The following is a 20,166-nucleotide window of genomic DNA, read 5'->3' as shown; positions in this document are numbered from 1 at the left end:
AGGTCGACCTTCATGTCCGAGCACGTCCTGAGGTCCGAGCACGTCCTGGTCATCGGCAGCGGCCGAGACCTGCCCACCCGGCTGCGCCGCGCCCGGGCCGGCACCCGCACCACCGTCATCTGCCGACTGGACTACCTCTCCAAACTCCGTGAGACGACGGAACACACCCGGATCATCGGGGTGAGCCCCGATGCGCCGGACGACGAATGGATCGCGTTCGCCGAGGCCGTGCACGCCCGGCACCCGTTCACCCGGATCGTGGCCTTCGGCGAGCGGGACCAGGACAAGTGCGCACTCATCGGCCAGGCGCTGGGCCTCGCCGCGCACTCCCCGGAGACCACTGCTCTGGTCTACGACAAACACGCCATGCGGGCCCGGCTGCGCGAAGCCGGCATCGACACCACGGCCTGCGCCCAGGTCTTTGACGTGGAGGAGCTGCGGGCGTTCCTCGCCGCGCACGACACCCCCTGCATCGTGAAACCGGGCAGCGGCTCCTTCAGCAAGGGAATCACCCTGGCCCGTGACGCAGAGGAAGCCGCCGACGCCTTCGCACGGGCCGGCGGCGGACACGGGGACGCCGACGGCACGCCGGTCCTGGTGGAACAGTTCCACGAGGGCCCGCAGTGCAGCGTCGAGGCGTTCTCCGAGGACGGCGACCACCAGATCGTCGCGATCACCCGCAAGTACTCCGACCCGCTGAACTTCGTCGAACTGGGCCACGTCAGCCCCGCACCACTCACCCCCGCCCAGGAGAAGCAGGTCCACAACTACGTGGAACGAATCCTGGACGCCCTCGGCATCAGATCCGGCGCCACCCACACCGAAGTCGTCCTCACCGAACACGGACCGCAGTTGATCGAGACGCACGTCCGCATGGGCGGTGACGAGATCCCGGCCCTCGCCCACGACGTGACCGGTGTCGACATCGCCGACTGCCTCATCCGCCACACCCTCGGCGAAAAGGTCCTGCCCGGCATCCGCGCCGCCCTCGCCGCACCGCGCACTCCCCGCAGTTCGGCGATCTGGTTCGCCGCGCTGCCCGCCCCCGGAGTGCTCGCCGAGACCACGGGACTGGACGAGGCCCGCGCGATACCCGGGGTGACCGAAGTGCAGTTGCTGGTCCCGCCGGACGCCGCCGTCGACACCCTGCAATCCTCCACGTCCCGGGTCGCCCACGCCCGCGCGATCGCGCCGAGCGCCGACGAGGCGCTGGCCGCCGCCCGAGAGGCGATCAACCGCCTCACCTTCCACCTGCGCGTGCACGCCGCCGAACAGGGAGCACTGTGACGACCTCGCTGCCGCGCCCCGCCACCCCGCCACATTCCGATCCCCACCCCCATCGCATCACCCTGGCCGACTTCCACGACGCGGCCCGCGACGTCCTGCCCGCCTCCGCCTACGACTACTTGCAAGGCGGCGCGGCGGACGAACGGACCGTGCGCTGGAACGCCGAGGCGTACGAGCGGCTGGCTCTGCTGCCCCGGGTCCTCACCGGCACCGAGGGGGTGGACACCCGCTGCACCCTCTACGGCACGGAACTCCCTACGCCCATCCTCCTCGCGCCGACCGCTTCGCACGGCCTGTTCCACCCCGACGCGGAAGCGGCGACCGTGCGGGGCGCCGCCGCCGCGGGAACCCTCACCACGGTGAGCACCTTCTCCACACTGACGCTGGAGGAGATAGGCGCAGCCGCCACCGCCCCCTGGTGGTTCCAGCTCTACGTACAGCGGGACCGGGCCCTCACCGAGGACCTGGTGCTCCGGGCCCGCGCGGCCGGCGCCACCGCCTGCGTCGTCACCGTCGACACCCCGGTGACCGGTCTTCGGGAGAGGGACCTGCGCAACGGATTCGCCCTCCCCTCCCACGGCACGCCCGCCAACCTGACCGGCCACACCGGACAACCGGGCCGCAACACAGCCGACCCCACGCACCACGGCATCCACGACCCGCGGATCGACCCCGCCGTCGACTGGTCCGACCTCGAATGGCTGCGCTCGGTCTCCGGGCTGCCGGTCCTGGCCAAGGGCATCGTGCGCCCCGACGACGCCCGCCGGGCCGCAGAGACCGGAATCGGCGTCTGGATGTCCAACCACGGGGGCCGCAACCTGGACACCGCGATCGCCCCGCTCATCACCCTGCCCGCCGTCGCCGAGGCCGTGGCAGGCCGGGTTCCGGTCCTCATCGACGGAGGCATCCGCCGGGGCACCGACGTGGCGAAGGCGCTGGCGCTCGGCGCGGATGCCGTGGCGATCGGGCGCCCCTACGTCTGGAGCCTGGCCGCGGATGGCGCCGAAGGGGTCACCGCCGCCCTGAACGCCCTGCACCGGGAGACCGAACTGGCCCTCACCCTCCTCGGCGCCCCCGACCTGGCCGCCCTGACCCCGGACCTCGTACGCCCGTCCTGGTGATCCGCGACCGGGTCCTCCAGGTCCGCGTGAACGCGATGCAGGCGATCTTCTGGACGGTGAAGGGCAAGAACCCGAAACGTCTTCTACAGCCAGTCCCGCTTCTTGAAGATCACGTAAAGGCTCGAACACACCACTGCCATCAGCAGGATCGCGAAAGGGTAGCCGTACACCCAGTGCAGCTCGGGCATGTGATCGAAGTTCATGCCGTAGATCGTTCCCACGAGTGTGGGTGCAAACAGGATCGCCGCCCACGAGGAGATCTTCTTGATCTCCTCGTTCTGTTCGAAGCCTGCTTCCGCCAGGGCCCGCATCTCCGCGTTCTGTTGCTGGGTCACCAGCGTCGCGTTGACCGTGAGGATGTCGGCCAGGGCCTGGCGGAAGCCGTCGACTCGTTCGCTGGTGTGGGTCACGTGGTCGGCGACGTCGCGCAGGTAGCGCTGGAGTTCCTCGTCCGTGCCGTACTTCGCGAAGCCCGCCATCAGGGCGTGCAGCATGCTGACCAGGGGGCGGGTCGCCCGTTGGAACTCGACCATTTCCCGGGAGAGTTCGTAGATGCGGCGGGAGACCTCCGGGTCGCCGCGGAAGACCTCGGTCTCGATCTCGTCGATGTCGTTCTGGACGCCCGAGACGACCGGGGCGTAGCCGTCGACCACCGCGTCGAGGATCGCGTACAGCACCGCCTCGGGGCCGAGCTTGAGGAGGTCGGGGGAGTCCTCCATGCGGCGGCGGACCGCCGACAGGTCGGGGGCCGCGCCGTGCCGGACCGTGATGACGAAGTCGGGGCCCACGAAGACGTGCAGTTCGCCGAACTCGACCTCCTCGGGGGCGTCGAGGTAGCGGGCCGCGCGCAGGACGACGAAGAGGGTTTCTCCGTAGCGTTCCAGCTTCGGGCGCTGGTGGGCCTCCATCGCGTCTTCCAGGGCCAGCTCGTGGAGGTCGAACTCCTCCGCGAGGGACAGGAGTTCGGCCTCTGTTGGGCGTGCCAGGCCGATCCATGCCATTCCGTCCGGTGCGTCGCGCAGCTCGCGGAAGGTGTTGGCCAGGGTGCCGGGCGTCGCCACGCGGACGCCGTCGCGGTACAGCGCCGCCTCGACGACGCTGCCAGCGGCCGGCCGGGGAGCGGCCTCCCGAGGCTCCGGGTGCGGCTGCGTGCTCTCGGGAGGCGGGGCCGCCGGGGGTCGCGTCGCACGCCGCCATGTGTGCTTCTTGGTGTTCGCGGTCGGTGTGGGACGGGTGCGGCGCTCCGCCATGCTGGCCGCCTCCTTCGTCGATCGCTCGCCTATATGGTCACGGAGTAGGATATGCGGCCAAAAGGTGCGGGCGGAGCGGGGGCTCCGCTGTGCGGTGCCTCCGATGTGCGGGGGCCGCAGAGCCTCGTGTGCTTGCGGACCGTATCTGTCCTCGGGCCGCGTTAGCGTGCCGCCATGAAGACGACGAAACCGGTTCCGGCAGGTTCCGTACCCGTCCTGGGGGTGCGTGACCTCAATCGGGCCACTCTTGAGCGGCAGCTCCTGCTGCGGCGGGCGGACGACCTGTCCGTCAAGGACGCCGTGGCCCACCTCGTCGGCCTCCAGGCGCAGAACGTCAAACCGCCCTACTACGCTCTCGCCGCGCGCCTCGAACACTTCGATCCCGCCGAGCTCTCCGCACTCCTCGAGGCGCGCGAGCTGGTCCGCATCGTCACCCTTCGCTCCACCATCCATCTGCACACCGCCGACGACGCCCGCGCCCTGCGCCCGCTCGTGCAGGACGCGCGCGAACGCGAGCTGTCGACGTTCCGCAAGGGCCTGGCCGGCGTCGACCTGGCCGAGCTCGCGGGGATCGCCCGCGAGGCCGTCGAGGCGGAGCCCCGCACCATGAGGCAGCTCCGCGAGGTGCTGCTCGTGCGGTGGCCCGACGCCGACCCGCAGTCCCTCGCCGTCGCCGCCCGCTGTACGCTGCCGCTCGTCCAGGTCACCCCGCGCGGGCTGTGGCGGCGCAGCGGGCAGGTCGCGCTCACCACCCTCAATCAGTGGCTCGACGACGACCCTGGCCACAGCTCTGCCGACGCCAGGGGCGACGCCGAGGCCGCCTCCCTCGATACCGCCGTCCTCCGCTACCTCGCCGCCTTCGGCCCCGCCTCCGTCAAGGACATGCAGACCTGGGCCAGGCTCACCCGGCTGAGGGAGCTCTTCGAACGGCTCCGGCCCCGGCTGCGTACCTTCCGCGACGAGAACGGCGTCGAACTCTTCGACCTGCCCGACGCGCCGCGCCCCGACGCCGGCACCCCGGCCCCGCCCCGCTTCCTGCCCGAGTACGACAACCTCCTCCTCTCGCACGCCGACCGGGCCCGCGTCGTCCCCGCCGAGTACAAGGGCCGTACGTGGAAGGGGAACGTCTCCCACTGCGTCTTCCTGCTCGACGGGTTCCTCGCCGGGGTGTGGCGGCTGGAGGAGGACGCCAGGAGCGGGACCGCCGTGCTCACCATCGAGCCGTTCGGGCGGCCCGGCCGCGCCGCGCGGGAGGAGCTGGTGCGGGAGGCGGAGCGGATGCTGACGCGCATCGCGGAGACGTCCACGTCGTACGACATCCGCTTCGGGGCCGTCGTCGACGCCTGATCGGAGGGGCGCCTCGTTGCCGGTCGGCACCGTGAGCCGGTCACGGGAGCAGGCCCGCGCGGCGGGCCGCGACCACCGCCTCCAGGCGCGTGTGCGCGCCCAGCTTCCGCATCGCCGAGCGCAGGTAGCCCTTCACCGTCTCCGGGCGGAGCCCCAACCGGTCGGCTGCCGCCGCGTTCGTGATGCCCACGGCCACGCAGGACAGCACGTCGATCTCGCGGGGCGCGAGGGAGACGGGCCGGGCCCGCAGGCGGTCCGGCACCGTCACCGCCGACTCCAACCTGCCGCACACCGAAAGGAGTTCGGCCCGCAACGCCGCGTCGGCGATGCGCGGGGCCAGCGCCCGCAGCGCCCCGTGCGCCTCGCGCACCCGCTCCCAGGCCCCCGGGTCCGCCACCGGCTCCCGGGCCGCCGCGAGCAGCGACCGCACCTCGTCGCGCACGACGAGAGCCTGTTCCACGTCGCGGGCCGCGGCCACCGCCGCCGACAGGGTCCGGTCGCCGAGCGGCTGGGCCGCGCGCAGCGCGCCGTACAGGACTCCGCGCACCCGGCGACGTACCACCACGGGCACCGCGAGCACCGACCGCAGGCCCTCGGCCGCGACCGCCGTGTCGTACTCGTGGCTGATGTGCCGCGACACGTGGTAGTCGGTGACCGCGCACGGGCGCGACAGGGCGACCGCCTTCCCGCCGAGGCCGTTGCCGGAGAAGATGGCGAGGCCCTGGAGAGCGCGCGTCGCCGTACCGCTCAGTTCGCCGATCCGGACCTGGCCCGGTCCGTCGAGGAGGCCGCCGAAGGCCACCGGGAGCCCCGTGCCGCGGCGCAGCCGCAGCAGCGCGGCCCGCATTTCCACCGTCTCGCCGCCGTCAGCCGACACGCGCTCGCCCTTTCACCTCGTGACACCCCCGTCCGGGGGTGGTGAGACCTGCATCACGAATTACACGATGCTACGTAGCGTCCGGCAATGAGTACGGCAGTACGAGCAGCAGCGTGATCCACCGCGAAAGCGGGTGACGAGGGGTGCATATGACGACTGACGGAACGACTGACGGAACGACCGACGGGACGACTGGCGGGACGACCGACGGGACGGCTGGCGGGACTGATGAAGGGACGAGTGTGACGGAGCAGTTCCGGACCGCGCGGGACTTCCTCCTGCGGCATCGAGAGGACTACGCCACCGCGTACGAGGGCTTCGCCTGGCCGCGGCCCGAGCGGTTCAACTGGGCGCTCGACTGGTTCGACGTCATCGCCGACGGGAACGACAGGACCGCCCTGCACATCGTCGAGGAGGACGGCGGGGAGTCCCGCTTCTCCTTCGCCCTCCTCTCCGCACGCTCGAACCGCGCCGCCAACTGGCTGCGCGCGCAGGGCGTCCGGCCCGGCGACCGCATCGTCGTGATGCTCGGCAACCAGGTCGAGCTCTGGGAGATCGCCCTCGCCGCGATGAAGCTGCGCGCCGTCGTCATTCCGGCGACACCGCTGCTCGGCCCCGTCGACCTCCGCGACCGCATCGACCGGGGCCGCGCCCGGCACGTCGTCGTACGCCCCGAGGACACCGCGAAGTTCGACGACGTGCCCGGCGACTACACCCGCATCGTGGTCGGTGCGGGTGCGGGTGCGGGTGCGGGTGCGGGTGCGGGTGCGGGTGCGGGTGCGACGGTCGGGGAGGGAGCCGACGGAGGGAGCGGTGGTGGGTCGGACTGGCTCTCGTACGCGGGGGTCGATGACGCCTCCGACACCTTCGAGCCCGACGGGATCACCCTCGCCGACGACCCGCTGATGCTCTACTTCACCTCGGGCACCACCGCCCGCCCGAAACTCGTCGAGCACACCCATGTTTCCTACCCCGTAGGCCACTTGGCGACGATGTACTGGATCGGTCTCAAGCCCGGCGACGTCCATCTGAACATCTCCTCGCCCGGCTGGGCCAAGCACGCCTGGTCCAACCTCTTCGCCCCGTGGAACGCCGAGGCCACCGTCTTCATCCACAACTACGCGCGCTTCGACGCCGGGCGGCTCATGGCGGAGATGGACCGGGCCGGCGTGACGTCGTTCTGTGCGCCGCCCACCGTGTGGCGCATGCTCATCCAGGCCGACCTGACGCAGCTGCGCACCCCGCCGCGCGAGGTCGTCGCGGCCGGGGAGCCGCTCAACCCCGAGGTCATCGAGCAGGTGCGGCGCGACTGGGGCGTCACCATCCGCGACGGTTTCGGACAGACCGAGACCGCCGTGCAGGTCGCCAACTCGCCGGGGCAGGAGCTGAAACCGGGCTCCATGGGCCGCCCCACGCCCGGCTTCGCCGTCGAGCTCCTCGACCCGGTGACCGGTGCGCCGGGCGCGGCGGAGGGGGAGATCTCCCTCGACCTGGCCGCGGACCCGGTCGGCCTGATGGCGGGCTACCACGGCGACCCGGAGCGCACGGCGGAGGCCATGGCGGGCGGCTACTACCGCACCGGTGACATCGGTTCGCGCGACGCCGACGGCTACATCACCTACGTCGGGCGGGCCGACGACGTCTTCAAGGCATCCGACTACAAGATCTCGCCGTTCGAGCTGGAGAGCGCGCTCCTCGAGCACGAGGCGGTGGCCGAGGCGGCCGTCGTGCCGGCGCCCGACCCGGTGCGGCTCGCCGTCCCGAAGGCGTACGTCGTCCTCGCCGAAGGCTTCGAACCGGGCCCGGACACCGCGAAGTTGCTGTTCGAGCACTCCCGTGCGGTGCTCGCTCCGTACAAGCGTGTGCGCCGCCTCGAGTTCGGGGCGCTCCCCAAGACCGTGTCGGGCAAGATCCGCCGCATCGAGCTGCGCGAGGCGACCGCGGCCGGGTCGGACGCGGAGTACCGCGAGGAGGACTTCCGGTGAGTGCACCGACCGAAGTGCAGGGGGCGACTGAACTCTCGTACGCCCACGGAGTGAGCGGCACGCCATTGCTCGGTGACACCATCGGGCAGAACCTCGACCGGGCGGTGGCGGCCTGGCCGGAGCGGGACGCACTCGTGGACGTCGCCGCGGGAACCCGCTGGACGTACGCCGAATTCGGCGCCGCCGTGGCCCAGTTGGCGCGTGGCTTCGTCGGGGCGGGCGTCGCCAAGGGCGACCGCGTCGGGATCTGGGCGGTGAACTGCGCGGAGTGGGTGCTCGTGCAGTACGCCACCGCGCGTATCGGCGCCATCATGGTGAACATCAACCCGGCCTACCGCGCACACGAGTTGGAGTTCGTGCTCAACCAGTCGGGCGTCTCCGTCCTCGTCGCCTCACAGGCTCACAAGAGCAGCGACTACCGCGCGCTCGTCGACGAAGTGCGCCCCCGCTGTCCCGCACTGCGAGCCGTGCACTATGTCGGGGACGGCTCGTGGGACGAACTCCTTGACGCCGCCGTCGCCGTGAGCCCGGCCCAACTCGCCGCGCGCGAAGCGGAGGTGAGCTGCGACGACCCGGTGAACATCCAGTACACCTCGGGCACCACCGGCTTCCCCAAGGGAGCCACGCTGTCCCACCACAACATCCTCAACAACGGCTACTGGGTGGGCCGTACCGTCGGCTACACGGAGCAGGACCGCGTGTGCCTGCCCGTACCGTTCTACCACTGCTTCGGCATGGTGATGGGCAACCTCGGCGCCACCTCGCACGGCGCGTGCATCGTCATTCCCGCGCCGTCCTTCGACCCCGTCGCCACCCTGCGCGCCGTGGAGCGCGAACGCTGCACCTCGCTGTACGGGGTGCCGACGATGTTCATCGCCGAGCTGAACCTCGCCGACTTCTCGACGTACGACCTGAGTTCGCTGCGCACCGGCATCATGGCGGGCTCGCCCTGCCCGGTCGAGGTGATGAAGCGGGTCGTCGCCGAGATGCACATGGCGGAGGTCTCCATCTGCTACGGCATGACCGAGACGTCGCCCGTCTCCACGCAGACGCGCCGCGACGACGACCTGGAACGCCGCACCGGCACGGTCGGCCGGGTGCTGCCGCACGTCGAGGTGAAGGTCGTCGACCCGGCGACCGGCGTGACGCTGCCCCGAGGCGCGTCCGGCGAGCTGTGCACCCGCGGCTACAGCGTGATGCTCGGCTACTGGGACGAGCCCGAGCGGACCGCCGAGGTCATCGACGCCGGGCGCTGGATGCACACCGGGGACCTCGCGGTCATGCGCGAGGACGGCTACGTCCAGATCGTCGGCCGCATCAAGGACATGATCATCAGAGGTGGCGAGAACATCTACCCCCGGGAGATCGAGGAGTTCCTCTACGGCCACCCGAAGGTCGCCGACGTCCAGGTGGTGGGCGTCCCCGACGAGCGGTACGGCGAGGTGCCGCTCGCCTGTGTGATCGTGCGGGACCCCGGCGACGTACTGACTCTCGAGGAGCTGCAGGCCTACTGCGAGGGGCAGTTGGCCCACTACAAGATCCCGGCCGCTCTGCGCATCCTGGAGTCCTTCCCGATGACGGTCTCCGGGAAGGTGCGCAAGATCGAGCTCAGGGAGCGGTACGGGGAGCGGGGCGGGGAGTGATGTCGCCCCGGGCCGCGTGGAGGCCGCGGGACATGCAGAGGCGGGGCCAGCGGTCGAGGCCGAGTTCCGCCTCGTGCGCGCGGATCTCCCGCAGGGCGGGGGTGAGGTCGCTCTCCGCGAGTGGGCTGAAGCCGATGCGGGCGTAGTACGGGGCGTTCCACGGGACGTCGGCGAACGTGGTCAGGGTCAGTGCGGTCGCGCCCTCCGCGCGGGCACGCTCCGCGGCGTGCTCGATGAGGGCGCGGCCGACGCCGCGGCGGGCGGCGCGCGGGTGCACGGAGACCTGCTCGATGTGGAGCGCGCCGGCGTCGGGGAGCGGCTCGGCGATCAGGTACGCGAGCGGGGCGCCGCCCTCGTCGACGGCGGCCCAGGCCCGGCCCGCCCGGCGGAAGCGTTCCAACTCCTCGACGGTGGGCGGCTCGTCGTCCGCGATCGCGGCCATGCCGAGGGCGCGGAAGGGCTCGCCCGCGGCGCGCTCGATGTCCTGGAGCGCGGGCAGTTCGGCGGCGGTGACGGGGCGGATGAGCATGCGGCGAGTATGCGGCGAGTTGTGCCCCGGCCAAAACCTCTTGTGCGGGCGGGGGCCTACCGGCGATCGTAAGCCGGTCCGTCAGCCGATTCCGTGAGGTGAGTGTGCGCCTGTCCAAGGCCGGTGAACCCGAGGCCGGTGAACCTGAGGCCGCTGAACCCGAGGCCGGCGAACCCGAGGAGGCCGGGGCGGGTGGGTCGGGTGCCGTGGCGGGGGCGCCCGGACTCGGCCGGGGCATGGTGCTCCTCCTCGCCGTCACCTGCGGGGTGGCCGTCGGGAACGTCTACTTCCCGCAGGCCGTCAGCCCGTTGGTCGCCGACGGCCTGCACGTGTCGGCCGACACGGCTGCGCTCGTCGTGACGGCCACCCAGTTCGGGTACGCGGGCGGCATCTTCCTCCTCGTGCCGCTCGGTGACCGCGTCCCGTACCGGACGCTCATCGTCACGCTCCTCTCGCTGACCGGGCTCGGCCTGCTCGGCGCGGGCCTGGCGCCCGGCATATCGCCGCTGATCGGCGCGAGCGTTCTGGTGGGTGTCACCACCGTGATAGCCCAGGTCATCGCGCCCACCGCGGCGGGCCTCGTCCCCGCGGAACGGCGCGGCGCCGTCGCGGGCACGCTGCTGAGCGGGTCCATCGGCGGCATGCTGCTGTCCCGGGTCTTCGGCGGCACGGTGGGGGAGTGGCTGGGGTGGCGTGCCCCGTATCTGACGACGTCCGCCGTCGCCCTCGTCATCGCGTGCGTGCTGGCCCGCGCGCTGCCGAGGTCGACCGCGCCGTCCCGGCAGCGCTACCCCGCGCTGCTCGCCGAGTCGTTCCGGCTGCTGCGCACCGAGCCGGATCTGCGCCGCTCCGGCTTCTACCAGGCGATGATCTTCGGCGGGTTCTCCGCCCTGTGGACCGGTGTCGCGCTGCTGCTGACCGGCCCCGAGTACGGTCTCGGCGCGTCGGCGGTCGGCGTGCTCGCCCTGGTCAACGCGGCGACGATGCTCTGTACGCCGGTGGCGGGGCGGCAGGTGGACCGGCGGGGGTCCGACGCGGTCAATCTCGTCTGCATCGTCGGCGTCCTGGTGGCGTCGGCCGTGCTCTTCGCCGGGGGGCTCGGAGGGGCGGTGGGGCTCGCGGCCCTCGGGGTGGGGTCGCTGCTGCTCGACGTGGCGATGCAGTCGGGCACGGTCGCCAATCAGGTCCGGATCTTCGGCCTGAGCGATCAGGCTCGCGCCCGCCTCAACACGGCGTACATGACCTGCGCGTATTTGGGCGGGAGTGTGGGGTCCTGGCTCGCCGTGCACGCGTACGGCGCCTTCGGCTGGCCGGGGGTGTGCGGCCTCGTGGCACTCCTTGCCGCCTCGGCGCTCGTCCGTCACGTGGCGCACTTGCGGGGTGCGGGCCGGGAGCCCGTCACGCTGAGGTAGCGGTCGGCATTACGCCCCCGTCGCGACCAGTTCGTCCGCCGCGCTGTTGACGGGCTGGGGCGTGCCGGTCGGGTCCACGGTGAACAGGGGCACTCCTAGGGTGTCCGCGCCGGCACGGGCTCCGGCCGTGTACCCGGCGAGGGAGAAGAAGGCGCAGGCGACGGGGGTGTCGCCGGACTCGGTCATGGCGGTCAGCCAGAGGCACTCGACGTCGCGGAGGGTGGTGGGCCGCAGCGCGGGGTCGACCTGGGCCAGCATGCCGCGCGCGGAGATGCGGGAACCGGAGGGTGGGCGCCGGGCGGCACTGCGCGTGTTCAGGTAGCCGAGCCACCGCAGGTACAGGGCGACCACGGTCACGGCGTCGCGGGCGTCCCGAATGGCCACGGGCCGAAAGGCGGGCCGCGACCGGCGTGCGGCACGCGGCGCCTGCCGCCGCGATCCCTCTCCACCCGCCCCGTCGCCGGGGCCCCCACCCTCACCACCCCCACCCTCACCACCCCCCGCATCGCCCCCCTCTGGGGGCCGGTCCAGGGGCCGGGCGTCTTCCCCGCCGCCTCCTGAGGCCCGGGCCCGGTCACCGTCCTGCGCGCCGCGATTCCCGCCGCGGACCCCTGCGGCCCGGGCTCCATCACCACCCGTCGCGTCGCGGTTCCCGCCGTGGGCCCCTGCGGCCCGGGCTCCGTCGCCGCCCGTCGCGTCGCGGTTCCCGCCGCCGGCCCCTGCGCTCCGGGCCTCGCCACCGCCCACCGCGTCGCACCCCTCGCCGCCGCTACCTGCGGTCCGGGCCTCGTCGCTGTCGGTCTCCGCGTCGCGGCCCTCGCCGCCGGCCCCTGTGGTTCGGCCCCCGTTGTCGCCAACCTCCGTGCCGCTGGTCTCGTCGCCCTCTGCGGGTCGGCGTCCCTCGTCGTCGTCCTCTGCGGGGCGGCGTCCCTCATTGCCGCCGGCCGTCGCGTCGCGGCCCTTGCCCCCGGTCCCCGCGGGGCGCGCCCCCTCCCCGCCGAGCCCCGCGCCGCGGCCCGCCCCGCCGTCGACCGGAACGCGCAGAACCGTCCCGCACGGGCAGTCCAGCTCCGGCTGGGGCCACTCGCCTCGTTTGCCGCAGGAGTCGCAGTGGACTGTGATCCACTCGTCCGCCCAGGCCCGGTCGGTCACCGGGGTCGCCATCGCGTCCTGGGCCACCGGCGGGATGACAGGGGCGCCGCACGCGCAGGGGTAGGGCGGCGGAGCGTACAGATGCTCGCGCCGACAGGCCGGGCACCGCACCGGCACGCCACCGTCGTCCGTCATCGCCACCACCACCTGCCGTGAACCGCCCTGCCGAGCCCTCACCCAGCCACCCAGCCACCCAGCCACCCAGCCACCGAGCCTCTGCCGGTCCGTGCCGTCCTCCCCGACCTCTCTCCCCATCCTCCACCCAAGGAATGCCTGGCGACCGCCAGTTGGGACATCGGCCGGACCGGACGCGGCGGACGGCCTCCCGGAGGTGGTCCGGCACGTCCGGTCCGGGGATCTCTCTTGACGGTCTCCCGCACACCCGCTTACATTGCTTCCATATAGCAGAACAAACTTTCCATAATGCGGAAACAGAAGCTCACCGCGGGGCGCGACGGGAGCCGGATCCGCCAGCCGAATCCGGCAGCCGAAGAGCTGTCGAAGCTGTCGAAGCAGGAGAACCCCATGGCTCGTATGACCGCTGCCCGCGCGGCAGTTGAGATCCTCAAGCGCGAAGGCGTCGTCAACGCGTTCGGTGTGCCGGGCGCCGCGATCAACCCCTTCTACAAGGCGCTCAAGGAGGGCGGTGGCATCGACCACACCCTCGCCCGCCACGTCGAGGGCGCCTCGCACATGGCCGAGGGCTACACCCGGACCGCCCCGGGCAACATCGGCGTCTGCATCGGTACGTCAGGACCGGCCGGCACCGACATGATCACCGGCCTCTACTCGGCGATCGGCGACTCGATCCCGATCCTCTGCATCACCGGCCAGGCACCGACGCACCTCCTCCACAAGGAGGACTTCCAGGCCGTCGACATCGCGACGATCGCCAAGCCGGTCACCAAGATGGCCGTCACGGTCCTGGAGGCCGCACAGGTCCCCGGCGTCTTCCAGCAGGCCTTCCACCTGATGCGCTCGGGCCGCCCGGGCCCGGTCCTCATCGACCTGCCCATCGACGTCCAGCAGACCGAGATCGAGTTCGACCCGGAGACGTACGAGCCGCTGCCGGTCTACAAGCCGGCCGCGACCCGCGCCCAGATCGAGAAGGCGATCACGTTCCTGGTCGAGTCGGAGCGCCCGCTGATCGTCGCGGGCGGCGGCATCATCAACGCCGACGCCTCCGACCTGCTGGTCGAGTTCGCCGAGATCACCAACACGCCCGTCGTGCCGACCCTGATGGGCTGGGGCACCATCCCCGACGACCACGACCTGAACGCGGGCATGGTCGGCCAGCAGACCGGCCACCGCTACGGAAACGCCACGTTCCTGGAGTCCGACTTCGTCCTCGGCATCGGCAACCGCTGGGCCAACCGTCACACCGGCTACAAGCTGGACGTCTACACCCAGGGCCGCAAGTTCGTGCACGTCGACATCGAGCCGACCCAGCTCGGCAAGATCTTCGCGCCCGACTACGGCATCGCGTCGGACGCCAAGGTCGCCCTGGAACTGTTCGTCGAGGTCGCCAAGGAGCTCAAGGCCGCGGGCAAGCTGCCCGACCGCTCGGCGTGGGTCGCCTCCCACCTGGAGCGCAAGGAGACCTTGCAGCGCCGCACGCACTTCGACAACGTGCCGATGAAGCCGCAGCGCGTCTACGAAGAGATGAACAAGGCCTTCGGGCCCGAGACGCGTTACGTCACCACCATCGGCCTCTCGCAGATCGCGGGCGCGCAGATGCTGCACGTCTACAGGCCGCGCCACTGGATCAACTGCGGCCAGGCGGGTCCGCTCGGCTGGACCATCCCGGCCGCGCTCGGCACGGCGAAGGCCGACCCCGAGACGCCGGTCGTCGCGCTCTCCGGCGACTACGACTTCCAGTTCATGATCGAGGAGCTGGCGGTCGGCGCGCAGCACCGCATCCCGTACGTCCACGTGCTCGTGAACAACGCGTACCTGGGTCTGATCCGGCAGGCGCAGATCGGCCTGGACATCAACTTCCAGGTCAATCTGGAGTTTGAGAACCAGAACTCCCCGGAACTCGGTGTCTACGGCGTCGACCACGTCAAGGTCGCCGAGGGCCTGGGATGCAAGGCGATCCGCGTCACCGAGCCCGACGAGCTCCTGCCCGCCTTCGAGCAGGCCAAGAAGCTCGCGGCGGAGCACCGGGTGCCGGTCGTCGTCGAGGCGATCCTGGAGCGCATCACCAACATCTCGATGAGCCCCACCGCCGACATCAGCGCGGTCAAGGAGTTCGAGGAGATCGCGACGGAGCCGGGCCACGCGCCCACGGCGATCAGGCCGCTGAAGGTCTGACGCCACCCCGACAGGGGCGGTCCACCCGAGGGGGGTGGACCGCCCCTTTGGCGTGCGCTCACGCCGCGCTCACGCCGCGCTCACGCCGCGCTCACGCCGACTGTGACGTCGGGTCCTTGAGGTGGCTGAGCAGTTCCTCGGCGCCTCCGAATTCGGCGGCCTCGGCGCTGCGCGGGAATATGGCCCGCTCGTACTCGGCGAGCGCGGTCTCGACGTCGTCGGGGTGCGCGGCGAGGGCCGTGCCGAGTTCGGCACCGTCGAGCATGGCCAGGTTGGCGCCCTCGCCGTTCGGCGGCGAGAGGTGGGCGGCGTCGCCGAGCAGGGTCACCCCGGGCACCCGGCCCCACCGGTGTCCGGCCGGCAGGGCGTACAGGGGACGCAGGATCGGCGGTACGTCGCAGTCGGTGATCAGCGCGGTGAGCTCGGGCGCCCAGCCGGCGAACTCCCGCGCGATCCGTGCGGTGGCCGCGGCGGCGTCGGTGAAATCGACGGCGGCGAACCACTCCCGCGGCTCGTGCAGCCCCACGTAGGCGTGCAGGGTGTCGCCCCGTTCCCGGTGGGCGAAGATCTCCCGGTCCGGCGTGAGCGCGATCATCGCCCCGCCGCCGACCGTCTTCGCGGCGACCGGATGCCGGGTGTCGGACTCGTACAGATAGGTCTCGACGACCGACTTTCCGGCGTACTCGGGTGTGGCGGTGGAGAGCAGTGGCCGGACCCGGGACCAGGCGCCGTCCGCGCCGACCAGCAGGCCGGTGACGACGGTGCGGCCGTCGGCGAACGTCACCTCGTGGCGGCCGTCGCCGAGGGCGCGGGCGGCGGTGACCTTCCGCCCCCACCGGACGGTGCGGGCCGGGAGCGAGTCGAGCAGCATCTGCCGCAGCTCGCCGCGCTGCACCTCGGGGCGGCCCCCCGTGCCGTCGTCGGCCATCTCGTGCAGGACGGTCCCGTCCGGGTCGATGACCCGCATGGCCTGGCGGCCCTCCACGACGAGGCCGCGGAACTCGTCCATCAAGTCGGCCGTATTCAGCGCGAGTTGGCCGTTGTAGTCGTGGATGTCGAGCATCCCGCCCTGAGTGCGCGCTGCCGGGGAGGTCTCCGCCTCGTACACCGTGGCCGGTATGCCGCGGAGGTGCAGGACGCGGGCGAGCACGAGGCCGCCGAGCCCGGCGCCGATGATCGTGACGTCAGTGGGCATGAGGGATTCCTTCCTGGTCCGGCCGGTGCCGTGGGTGACCGGCGCCGACCGGATCCACTGTCCGCGCGGCCCACGACAGATCGCCGACAGATCGCCGACGGCCGCCGACAGCCGCCCGACACGCGCGCTCCGGCCCACGCGAAAGAGCGGCGGGTACGGGGACCGTCCCGTACTCGCCGCTCTTTCTCGACCGCCCCGTGGGGCTGTGGAGTTGTGACCGCCCGACCGCGCGCGACTGGCGGAACATGCATACGCGCTGCCGGACGGAGTTCGTGTCCCCCGAAGGGAAGGCCCCCGAAAGGAAGGCCCCGAAAGGAAGGCCCCGAAAGGAAGTCGGACGGGACCGCGGCGGTTGCGACGGACCGTGGGTTCCCCTCCCTCAGGTCGAGAAGGAATCCGCCGGACCTTGACCACCGCACTGGCTCGCAGAGCCGCCGCGGACCGTGCCTGCCCGCCCGCGTCACGTACCACCCCTCATCCGGGCCGTGACGTCGCGCGGGCTCAGCGCCGGTGAGGTGACCTCCCGTCAACCCACCGGCGCAGCCTGGGAGTTACTGCCCCGCTCAGTCCTCGCGCAGGGCGCGGACGGCCTCCTCGACGCGCTTGCCGTAGTCGGCGTCGGCGGCGTGGAAGTGGGCGAGGTTCTTCTCGATGACGTCGTCGCGGGAGACCTGGGACAGGCCGCCGGCGATGTTCGCGACCAGACGGGACTTCTCGTCCTCCGACATCAGGCGGTACAGCTCACCGGCCTGGAAGAAGTCGTCGTCCTTGGTGTGGGTCGCGGCCTCGTGCGTGCCGGTGTACCCGGCGACGGCGAGCGGCGCCGACAGCGGCTGGCCGGTCTCGACGGGGCCGTCGTACGAGTTGGGCTCGTAGTTCTTGCGGTCGCGGCCGTACGCGTTGGACGCCATCAGGCCGTCGCGGCCGTAGTTGTCGGCCTTGGCCGCCTTGGGGGCGTTCACCGCGAGCTGGGTGTGGTTGACGCCCAGGCGGTAGCGGTGCGCGTCCGCGTAGGCGAACAGGCGGCCCTGGAGCATCTTGTCGGGGGAGGGGCCGATGCCCGGAACGAAGTTGTTCGGGGAGAAGGCGGCCTGCTCGACCTCGGCGAAGACGTTGTCGGGGTTGCGGTCGAGGACCAGGCGGCCCACGCGCTGGAGCGGGTAGTCCTTGTGCGGCCACACCTTGGTGAGGTCGAACGGGTTGAAGCGGTAGTCGGCCGCCTCCGCCGCGGGCATGATCTGCACGTGCAGGGTCCAGGACGGGTTCACACCGCGCTCGATGGCCTGGAGCAGGTCGGTCTGGTGCGAGTTCGGATCCTTGCCCGCGGTCTCGGCGCCCTGCTCGGCGGAGAGGCAGCGGATGCCCTGGTTCGTCTTGAAGTGGTACTTGACGAAGAAGGCCTCGCCCTTGGCGTTCGTCCACTGGTAGGTGTGCGAGCCGTACCCGTTCATGTGACGGTAGGAGGCGGGGATGCCGCGGTCGCCCATCAGCCAGGTGATCTGGTGCGTCGCCTCGGGGGCGTGCGCCCAGAAGTCCCAGACGTTGTCCGGCTCCTGCTTGCCCGTGAACGGGTCACGCTTCTGGGAGTGGATGAAGTCGGGGAACTTGATGGGGTCCTTGATGAAGAAGACAGGCGTGTTGTTGCCTACGAGGTCGTAGTTGCCCTCTTCGGTGTAGAACTTCAGCGCGAAGCCACGGGGGTCACGGACGGCGTCCGCGCCACCGAGGTTGTCGGCCACGGTCGAGAAGCGCAGGAAGACCTCGGTGCGCTTGCCGATCTCGCTCAGGAAGTCGGCGTGGGTGAAGCCGGTGACGTCGTCGGTCACCTCGAAGTGGCCGTACGCACCGGAGCCGCGGGCGTGCACGACACGCTCCGGGATGCGCTCACGGTTGAAGCGGGCGAGCTTCTCCAGCAGGTGCTGGTCCTGGAGGAGGATCGGGCCACCGACGCCGGCGGTGGCGGAGTTCTGGTTGTCGGCGACGGGGGCGCCGGACTCGGTCGTAAGCACGCGCTTCGACATCGTGACCTTCCGTGCTGTGACTGCTGAGGTGTTCGGAGCGTAAGGACCCCTGAACTGCTACGTCAACAGTTTGTTGAAGTTGATGATGGGGTTCCGGACCGCGGCGACGCCTGGGCGCGACAGGACAGGTGTCAGCGCCACCGCGGCCCGGAAGTTCGAGGGGGCTCTGGAAGGACTAGAGCTCGGCGCCCGAGAGGCGCTCGACGGAGCGCAGCAGGGCGGAGTGGTCCAGGCCGCCGTCGCCCTGGGCGCGCAGCGAGGCGACCAGCTGGGCGACGACCGCGCCGACCGGCAGGGCGGCACCGACGTTGCGGGCGGCGTCGGTGACGATGCCCATGTCCTTGTGGTGCAGGTCGATCCGGAAGCCGGGCTTGAAGTCCCGGTTCAGGAAGTTGTCCTTCTTGCGGGTCAGCACGGTCGAGCCCGCGAGGCCGCCGTTCAGGACGTCGAGCGCGGCCTTCAGGTCCACGCCGGACTTCTCCAGGAAGACCACGGCCTCGGCGCACGCCTGGATGTTGACGGCGACGATGAGCTGGTTGGCGGCCTTCACGGTCTGGCCCGAGCCGTGCGGACCGCACAGCACGATGGTCTTGCCCAGAGCCTCCAGGAGCGGCTTGGCCTCGTCGAAGTCGGCCTGCTCGCCGCCGACCATGATGGAGAGCACGGCCTCGATGGCGCCCGCCTCGCCGCCGGACACCGGGGCGTCCAGGACGCGCAGGCCCTTCTCCTTGGCGGCCTTGGCCAGGTCCACGGAGGTCTGCGGGGTGATCGACGACATGTCGACGATCAGCGCACCGGACCTCGCGTTCTCCAGGATGCCGTCGGGGCCGTACGCGATGGCCTCGACCTGCGGCGACGCGGGCACCATCGTGACGATCACGTCGGCGTCCTCGACGGCCTCGGCGATGGACTTCGCGGCGGTGCCGCCGGCCGCGGCCAGGCGGTCCAGCTTGTCCTGCTCCAGCGTGAAGCCGGTGACGGAGTAACCCGCCTTGATCAGGTTCTCGGACATGGGGGAGCCCATGATGCCGAGGCCGATCCATGCGACCTTGGGAAGCGTGCTCATGAGGGTGCCTCTCTAACTGCTGTGTTACGACGATGAGTTGGCGCTCAGCGCGCGGCGCGGGCCTCGGTGGGCAGCCAGTCGAAGGACTCGGCGCTCGGGGTGTCGCCCGGCTTGTACTCCAGGCCGACCCACCCCTCGTAGCCGGTCTTCCTGAGCTGGTCGAGGAGACCCTCGAGCGGCAGCGACCCCGTCCCGGGAGCGCCGCGGCCGGGGTTGTCCGCGATCTGCACGTGGCCGGTCCTGGCCGCGTACTGCTCGATGACCTGCGGCAGGTCCTCACCGTTCATGGACAGGTGGTACAGGTCCATGAGGAACTTGGCGTTGCCGAGTCCCGTGGCCGCGTTCACCTTGTCGACGATCTCGATCGCCTTGGGCGCGCTCACGATCGGGCAGAGCGGCGACTCCGGCTTGTTCAGCGCCTCGATCAGCAGGATCGCGCCGACGCGGTCGGCCTCGCGGGCGGCGAGCACCAGGTTCTCCAGGGCGAGTTCGTCCTGGACGGCCGGGTCCACGCCGTCCACGCGGTTGCCGTACAGCGCGTTCAGCGCCGTGCAGCCGAGGGACTTGGCGAAGTCCGCCGCCACCGCGAGGTTCGCGCGGAACTTCTCGCTCTCCTCACCGGGGATCGACAGGGCGCCGCGGTCCGGTCCCGGCAGCCGGCCGGCGTAGAAGTTCAGGCCCACGAGCCGCACGCCGGCGTCCTCGATCGCCTTCTTCAGGGCGTCGAGCTCGGACTGCTCGGGGGTGGGGGCGTCGACCCAGGGCCACCACAGCTCGACCGCGCCGAAGCCGGCCTTCGCGGCGGCCGCGGGGCGCTCCAGGAGCGGGAGCTCGGTGAAGAGGATCGACAGGTTCACATTGAAGCGCTGGTCGGAGTATCCCATGGGGCTTCCGCGCTCCTTCCGTATTGCGGAAGTTCATTTCTGCTTGATGGAAGACTGCCTGCGATCTGCGGAAGCTGTCAAGAG

14 protein-coding genes and 2 pseudogenes are annotated in these 20,166 nt (G+C 71.3%); 7 read left to right on the top strand and 9 right to left on the bottom strand.

The window, feature by feature from the left end:
- Positions 1 to 12: 12 nt before the first annotated feature.
- Entirely contained in the window at positions 13 to 1,287 is a 1,275-nt protein-coding gene (locus AB0N81_RS18570) for an ATP-grasp domain-containing protein (RefSeq protein ID WP_365359445.1), read from the top strand.
- Positions 1,284 to 2,408, top strand: coding sequence for an alpha-hydroxy acid oxidase (locus AB0N81_RS18565; RefSeq protein WP_365359443.1), 1,125 nt, complete (start codon positions 1,284 to 1,286; stop codon positions 2,406 to 2,408). Before AB0N81_RS18570 ends, AB0N81_RS18565 begins: the two co-directional genes overlap by 4 nt.
- A gap of 83 nt (positions 2,409 to 2,491) precedes the next feature.
- Here AB0N81_RS18565 and AB0N81_RS18560 read toward each other — a convergent pair whose 3' ends face one another.
- A complete protein-coding gene (locus tag AB0N81_RS18560) occupies positions 2,492 to 3,658 on the bottom strand; it encodes a magnesium and cobalt transport protein CorA (RefSeq protein ID WP_365359441.1) in 1,167 nt (388 codons plus the stop codon).
- Positions 3,659 to 3,832: 174 nt separating this feature from the next.
- On the opposite strand from AB0N81_RS18560, the gene AB0N81_RS18555 reads away from it, so the two are divergent.
- Positions 3,833 to 5,005, top strand: coding sequence for a winged helix DNA-binding domain-containing protein (locus tag AB0N81_RS18555; RefSeq protein ID WP_365359439.1), 1,173 nt, complete (start codon positions 3,833 to 3,835; stop codon positions 5,003 to 5,005).
- Positions 5,006 to 5,045: 40 nt separating this feature from the next.
- Here the strand turns inward: AB0N81_RS18555 and AB0N81_RS18550 are convergent, their stop codons facing one another.
- On the bottom strand, positions 5,046 to 5,852 hold the full coding sequence (locus tag AB0N81_RS18550; protein WP_365359523.1) for a LuxR C-terminal-related transcriptional regulator: 807 nt from the start codon (positions 5,850 to 5,852) through the stop codon (positions 5,046 to 5,048).
- A 272-nt stretch (positions 5,853 to 6,124) separates the two neighbouring features.
- Here AB0N81_RS18550 and AB0N81_RS18545 point away from each other — a divergent pair, with 272 nt between their 5' ends.
- The gene (locus AB0N81_RS18545) at positions 6,125 to 7,867 is read left to right on the top strand and encodes an AMP-binding protein (protein WP_365359437.1); all 1,743 of its coding nucleotides are present in this window, start codon (positions 6,125 to 6,127) and stop codon (positions 7,865 to 7,867) included.
- Entirely contained in the window at positions 7,864 to 9,510 is a 1,647-nt protein-coding gene (locus AB0N81_RS18540; protein ID WP_365359435.1) for an AMP-binding protein, read from the top strand. Before AB0N81_RS18545 ends, AB0N81_RS18540 begins: the two co-directional genes overlap by 4 nt.
- Here AB0N81_RS18540 and AB0N81_RS18535 read toward each other — a convergent pair.
- Entirely contained in the window at positions 9,476 to 10,039 is a 564-nt protein-coding gene (locus tag AB0N81_RS18535; RefSeq protein ID WP_365359433.1) for a GNAT family N-acetyltransferase, read from the bottom strand. The two genes, AB0N81_RS18540 and AB0N81_RS18535, sit on opposite strands and share 35 nt — an antisense overlap.
- A gap of 98 nt (positions 10,040 to 10,137) precedes the next feature.
- On the opposite strand from AB0N81_RS18535, the gene AB0N81_RS18530 reads away from it, so the two are divergent.
- A complete protein-coding gene (locus AB0N81_RS18530) occupies positions 10,138 to 11,451 on the top strand; it encodes an MFS transporter (protein ID WP_365359431.1) in 1,314 nt (437 codons plus the stop codon).
- A gap of 9 nt (positions 11,452 to 11,460) precedes the next feature.
- On the opposite strand, the pseudogene AB0N81_RS18525 reads toward AB0N81_RS18530, so the two are convergent.
- A pseudogene (locus tag AB0N81_RS18525) lies at positions 11,461 to 11,853 on the bottom strand (hypothetical protein); the annotation flags it as partial.
- Positions 11,854 to 12,480: 627 nt separating this feature from the next.
- A pseudogene (locus AB0N81_RS18520) lies at positions 12,481 to 12,738 on the bottom strand (hypothetical protein); the annotation flags it as partial.
- Between the two features lie 390 nt (positions 12,739 to 13,128).
- Here AB0N81_RS18520 and gcl point away from each other — a divergent pair.
- Complete coding sequence (gene gcl / locus AB0N81_RS18515) at positions 13,129 to 14,916, top strand: glyoxylate carboligase (protein WP_365359521.1); 1,788 nt, start codon at positions 13,129 to 13,131, stop codon at positions 14,914 to 14,916.
- A 91-nt stretch (positions 14,917 to 15,007) separates the two neighbouring features.
- Here the strand turns inward: gcl and AB0N81_RS18510 are convergent, their stop codons facing one another.
- The 4 genes from AB0N81_RS18510 to AB0N81_RS18495 form a co-directional block, all read right to left on the bottom strand.
- Complete coding sequence (locus AB0N81_RS18510) at positions 15,008 to 16,111, bottom strand: NAD(P)/FAD-dependent oxidoreductase (RefSeq protein WP_365359429.1); 1,104 nt, start codon at positions 16,109 to 16,111, stop codon at positions 15,008 to 15,010.
- A gap of 563 nt (positions 16,112 to 16,674) precedes the next feature.
- Complete coding sequence (locus AB0N81_RS18505; RefSeq protein ID WP_365359427.1) at positions 16,675 to 18,132, bottom strand: catalase; 1,458 nt, start codon at positions 18,130 to 18,132, stop codon at positions 16,675 to 16,677.
- A 175-nt stretch (positions 18,133 to 18,307) separates the two neighbouring features.
- The gene (locus tag AB0N81_RS18500) at positions 18,308 to 19,198 is read right to left on the bottom strand and encodes a 2-hydroxy-3-oxopropionate reductase (protein WP_365359424.1); all 891 of its coding nucleotides are present in this window, start codon (positions 19,196 to 19,198) and stop codon (positions 18,308 to 18,310) included.
- Positions 19,199 to 19,242: 44 nt separating this feature from the next.
- Positions 19,243 to 20,082 (bottom strand): TIM barrel protein, encoded by an 840-nt coding sequence (locus AB0N81_RS18495; protein ID WP_365359421.1) that lies wholly within the window; start codon positions 20,080 to 20,082, stop codon positions 19,243 to 19,245.
- Positions 20,083 to 20,166 lie beyond the last annotated feature (84 nt).

The organism is Streptomyces sp. NPDC093510 (genome assembly GCF_040683555.1).
GTDB lineage: Bacteria > Actinomycetota > Actinomycetes > Streptomycetales > Streptomycetaceae > Streptomyces.
This window is presented reverse-complemented; position numbering and strand designations above follow the sequence as displayed.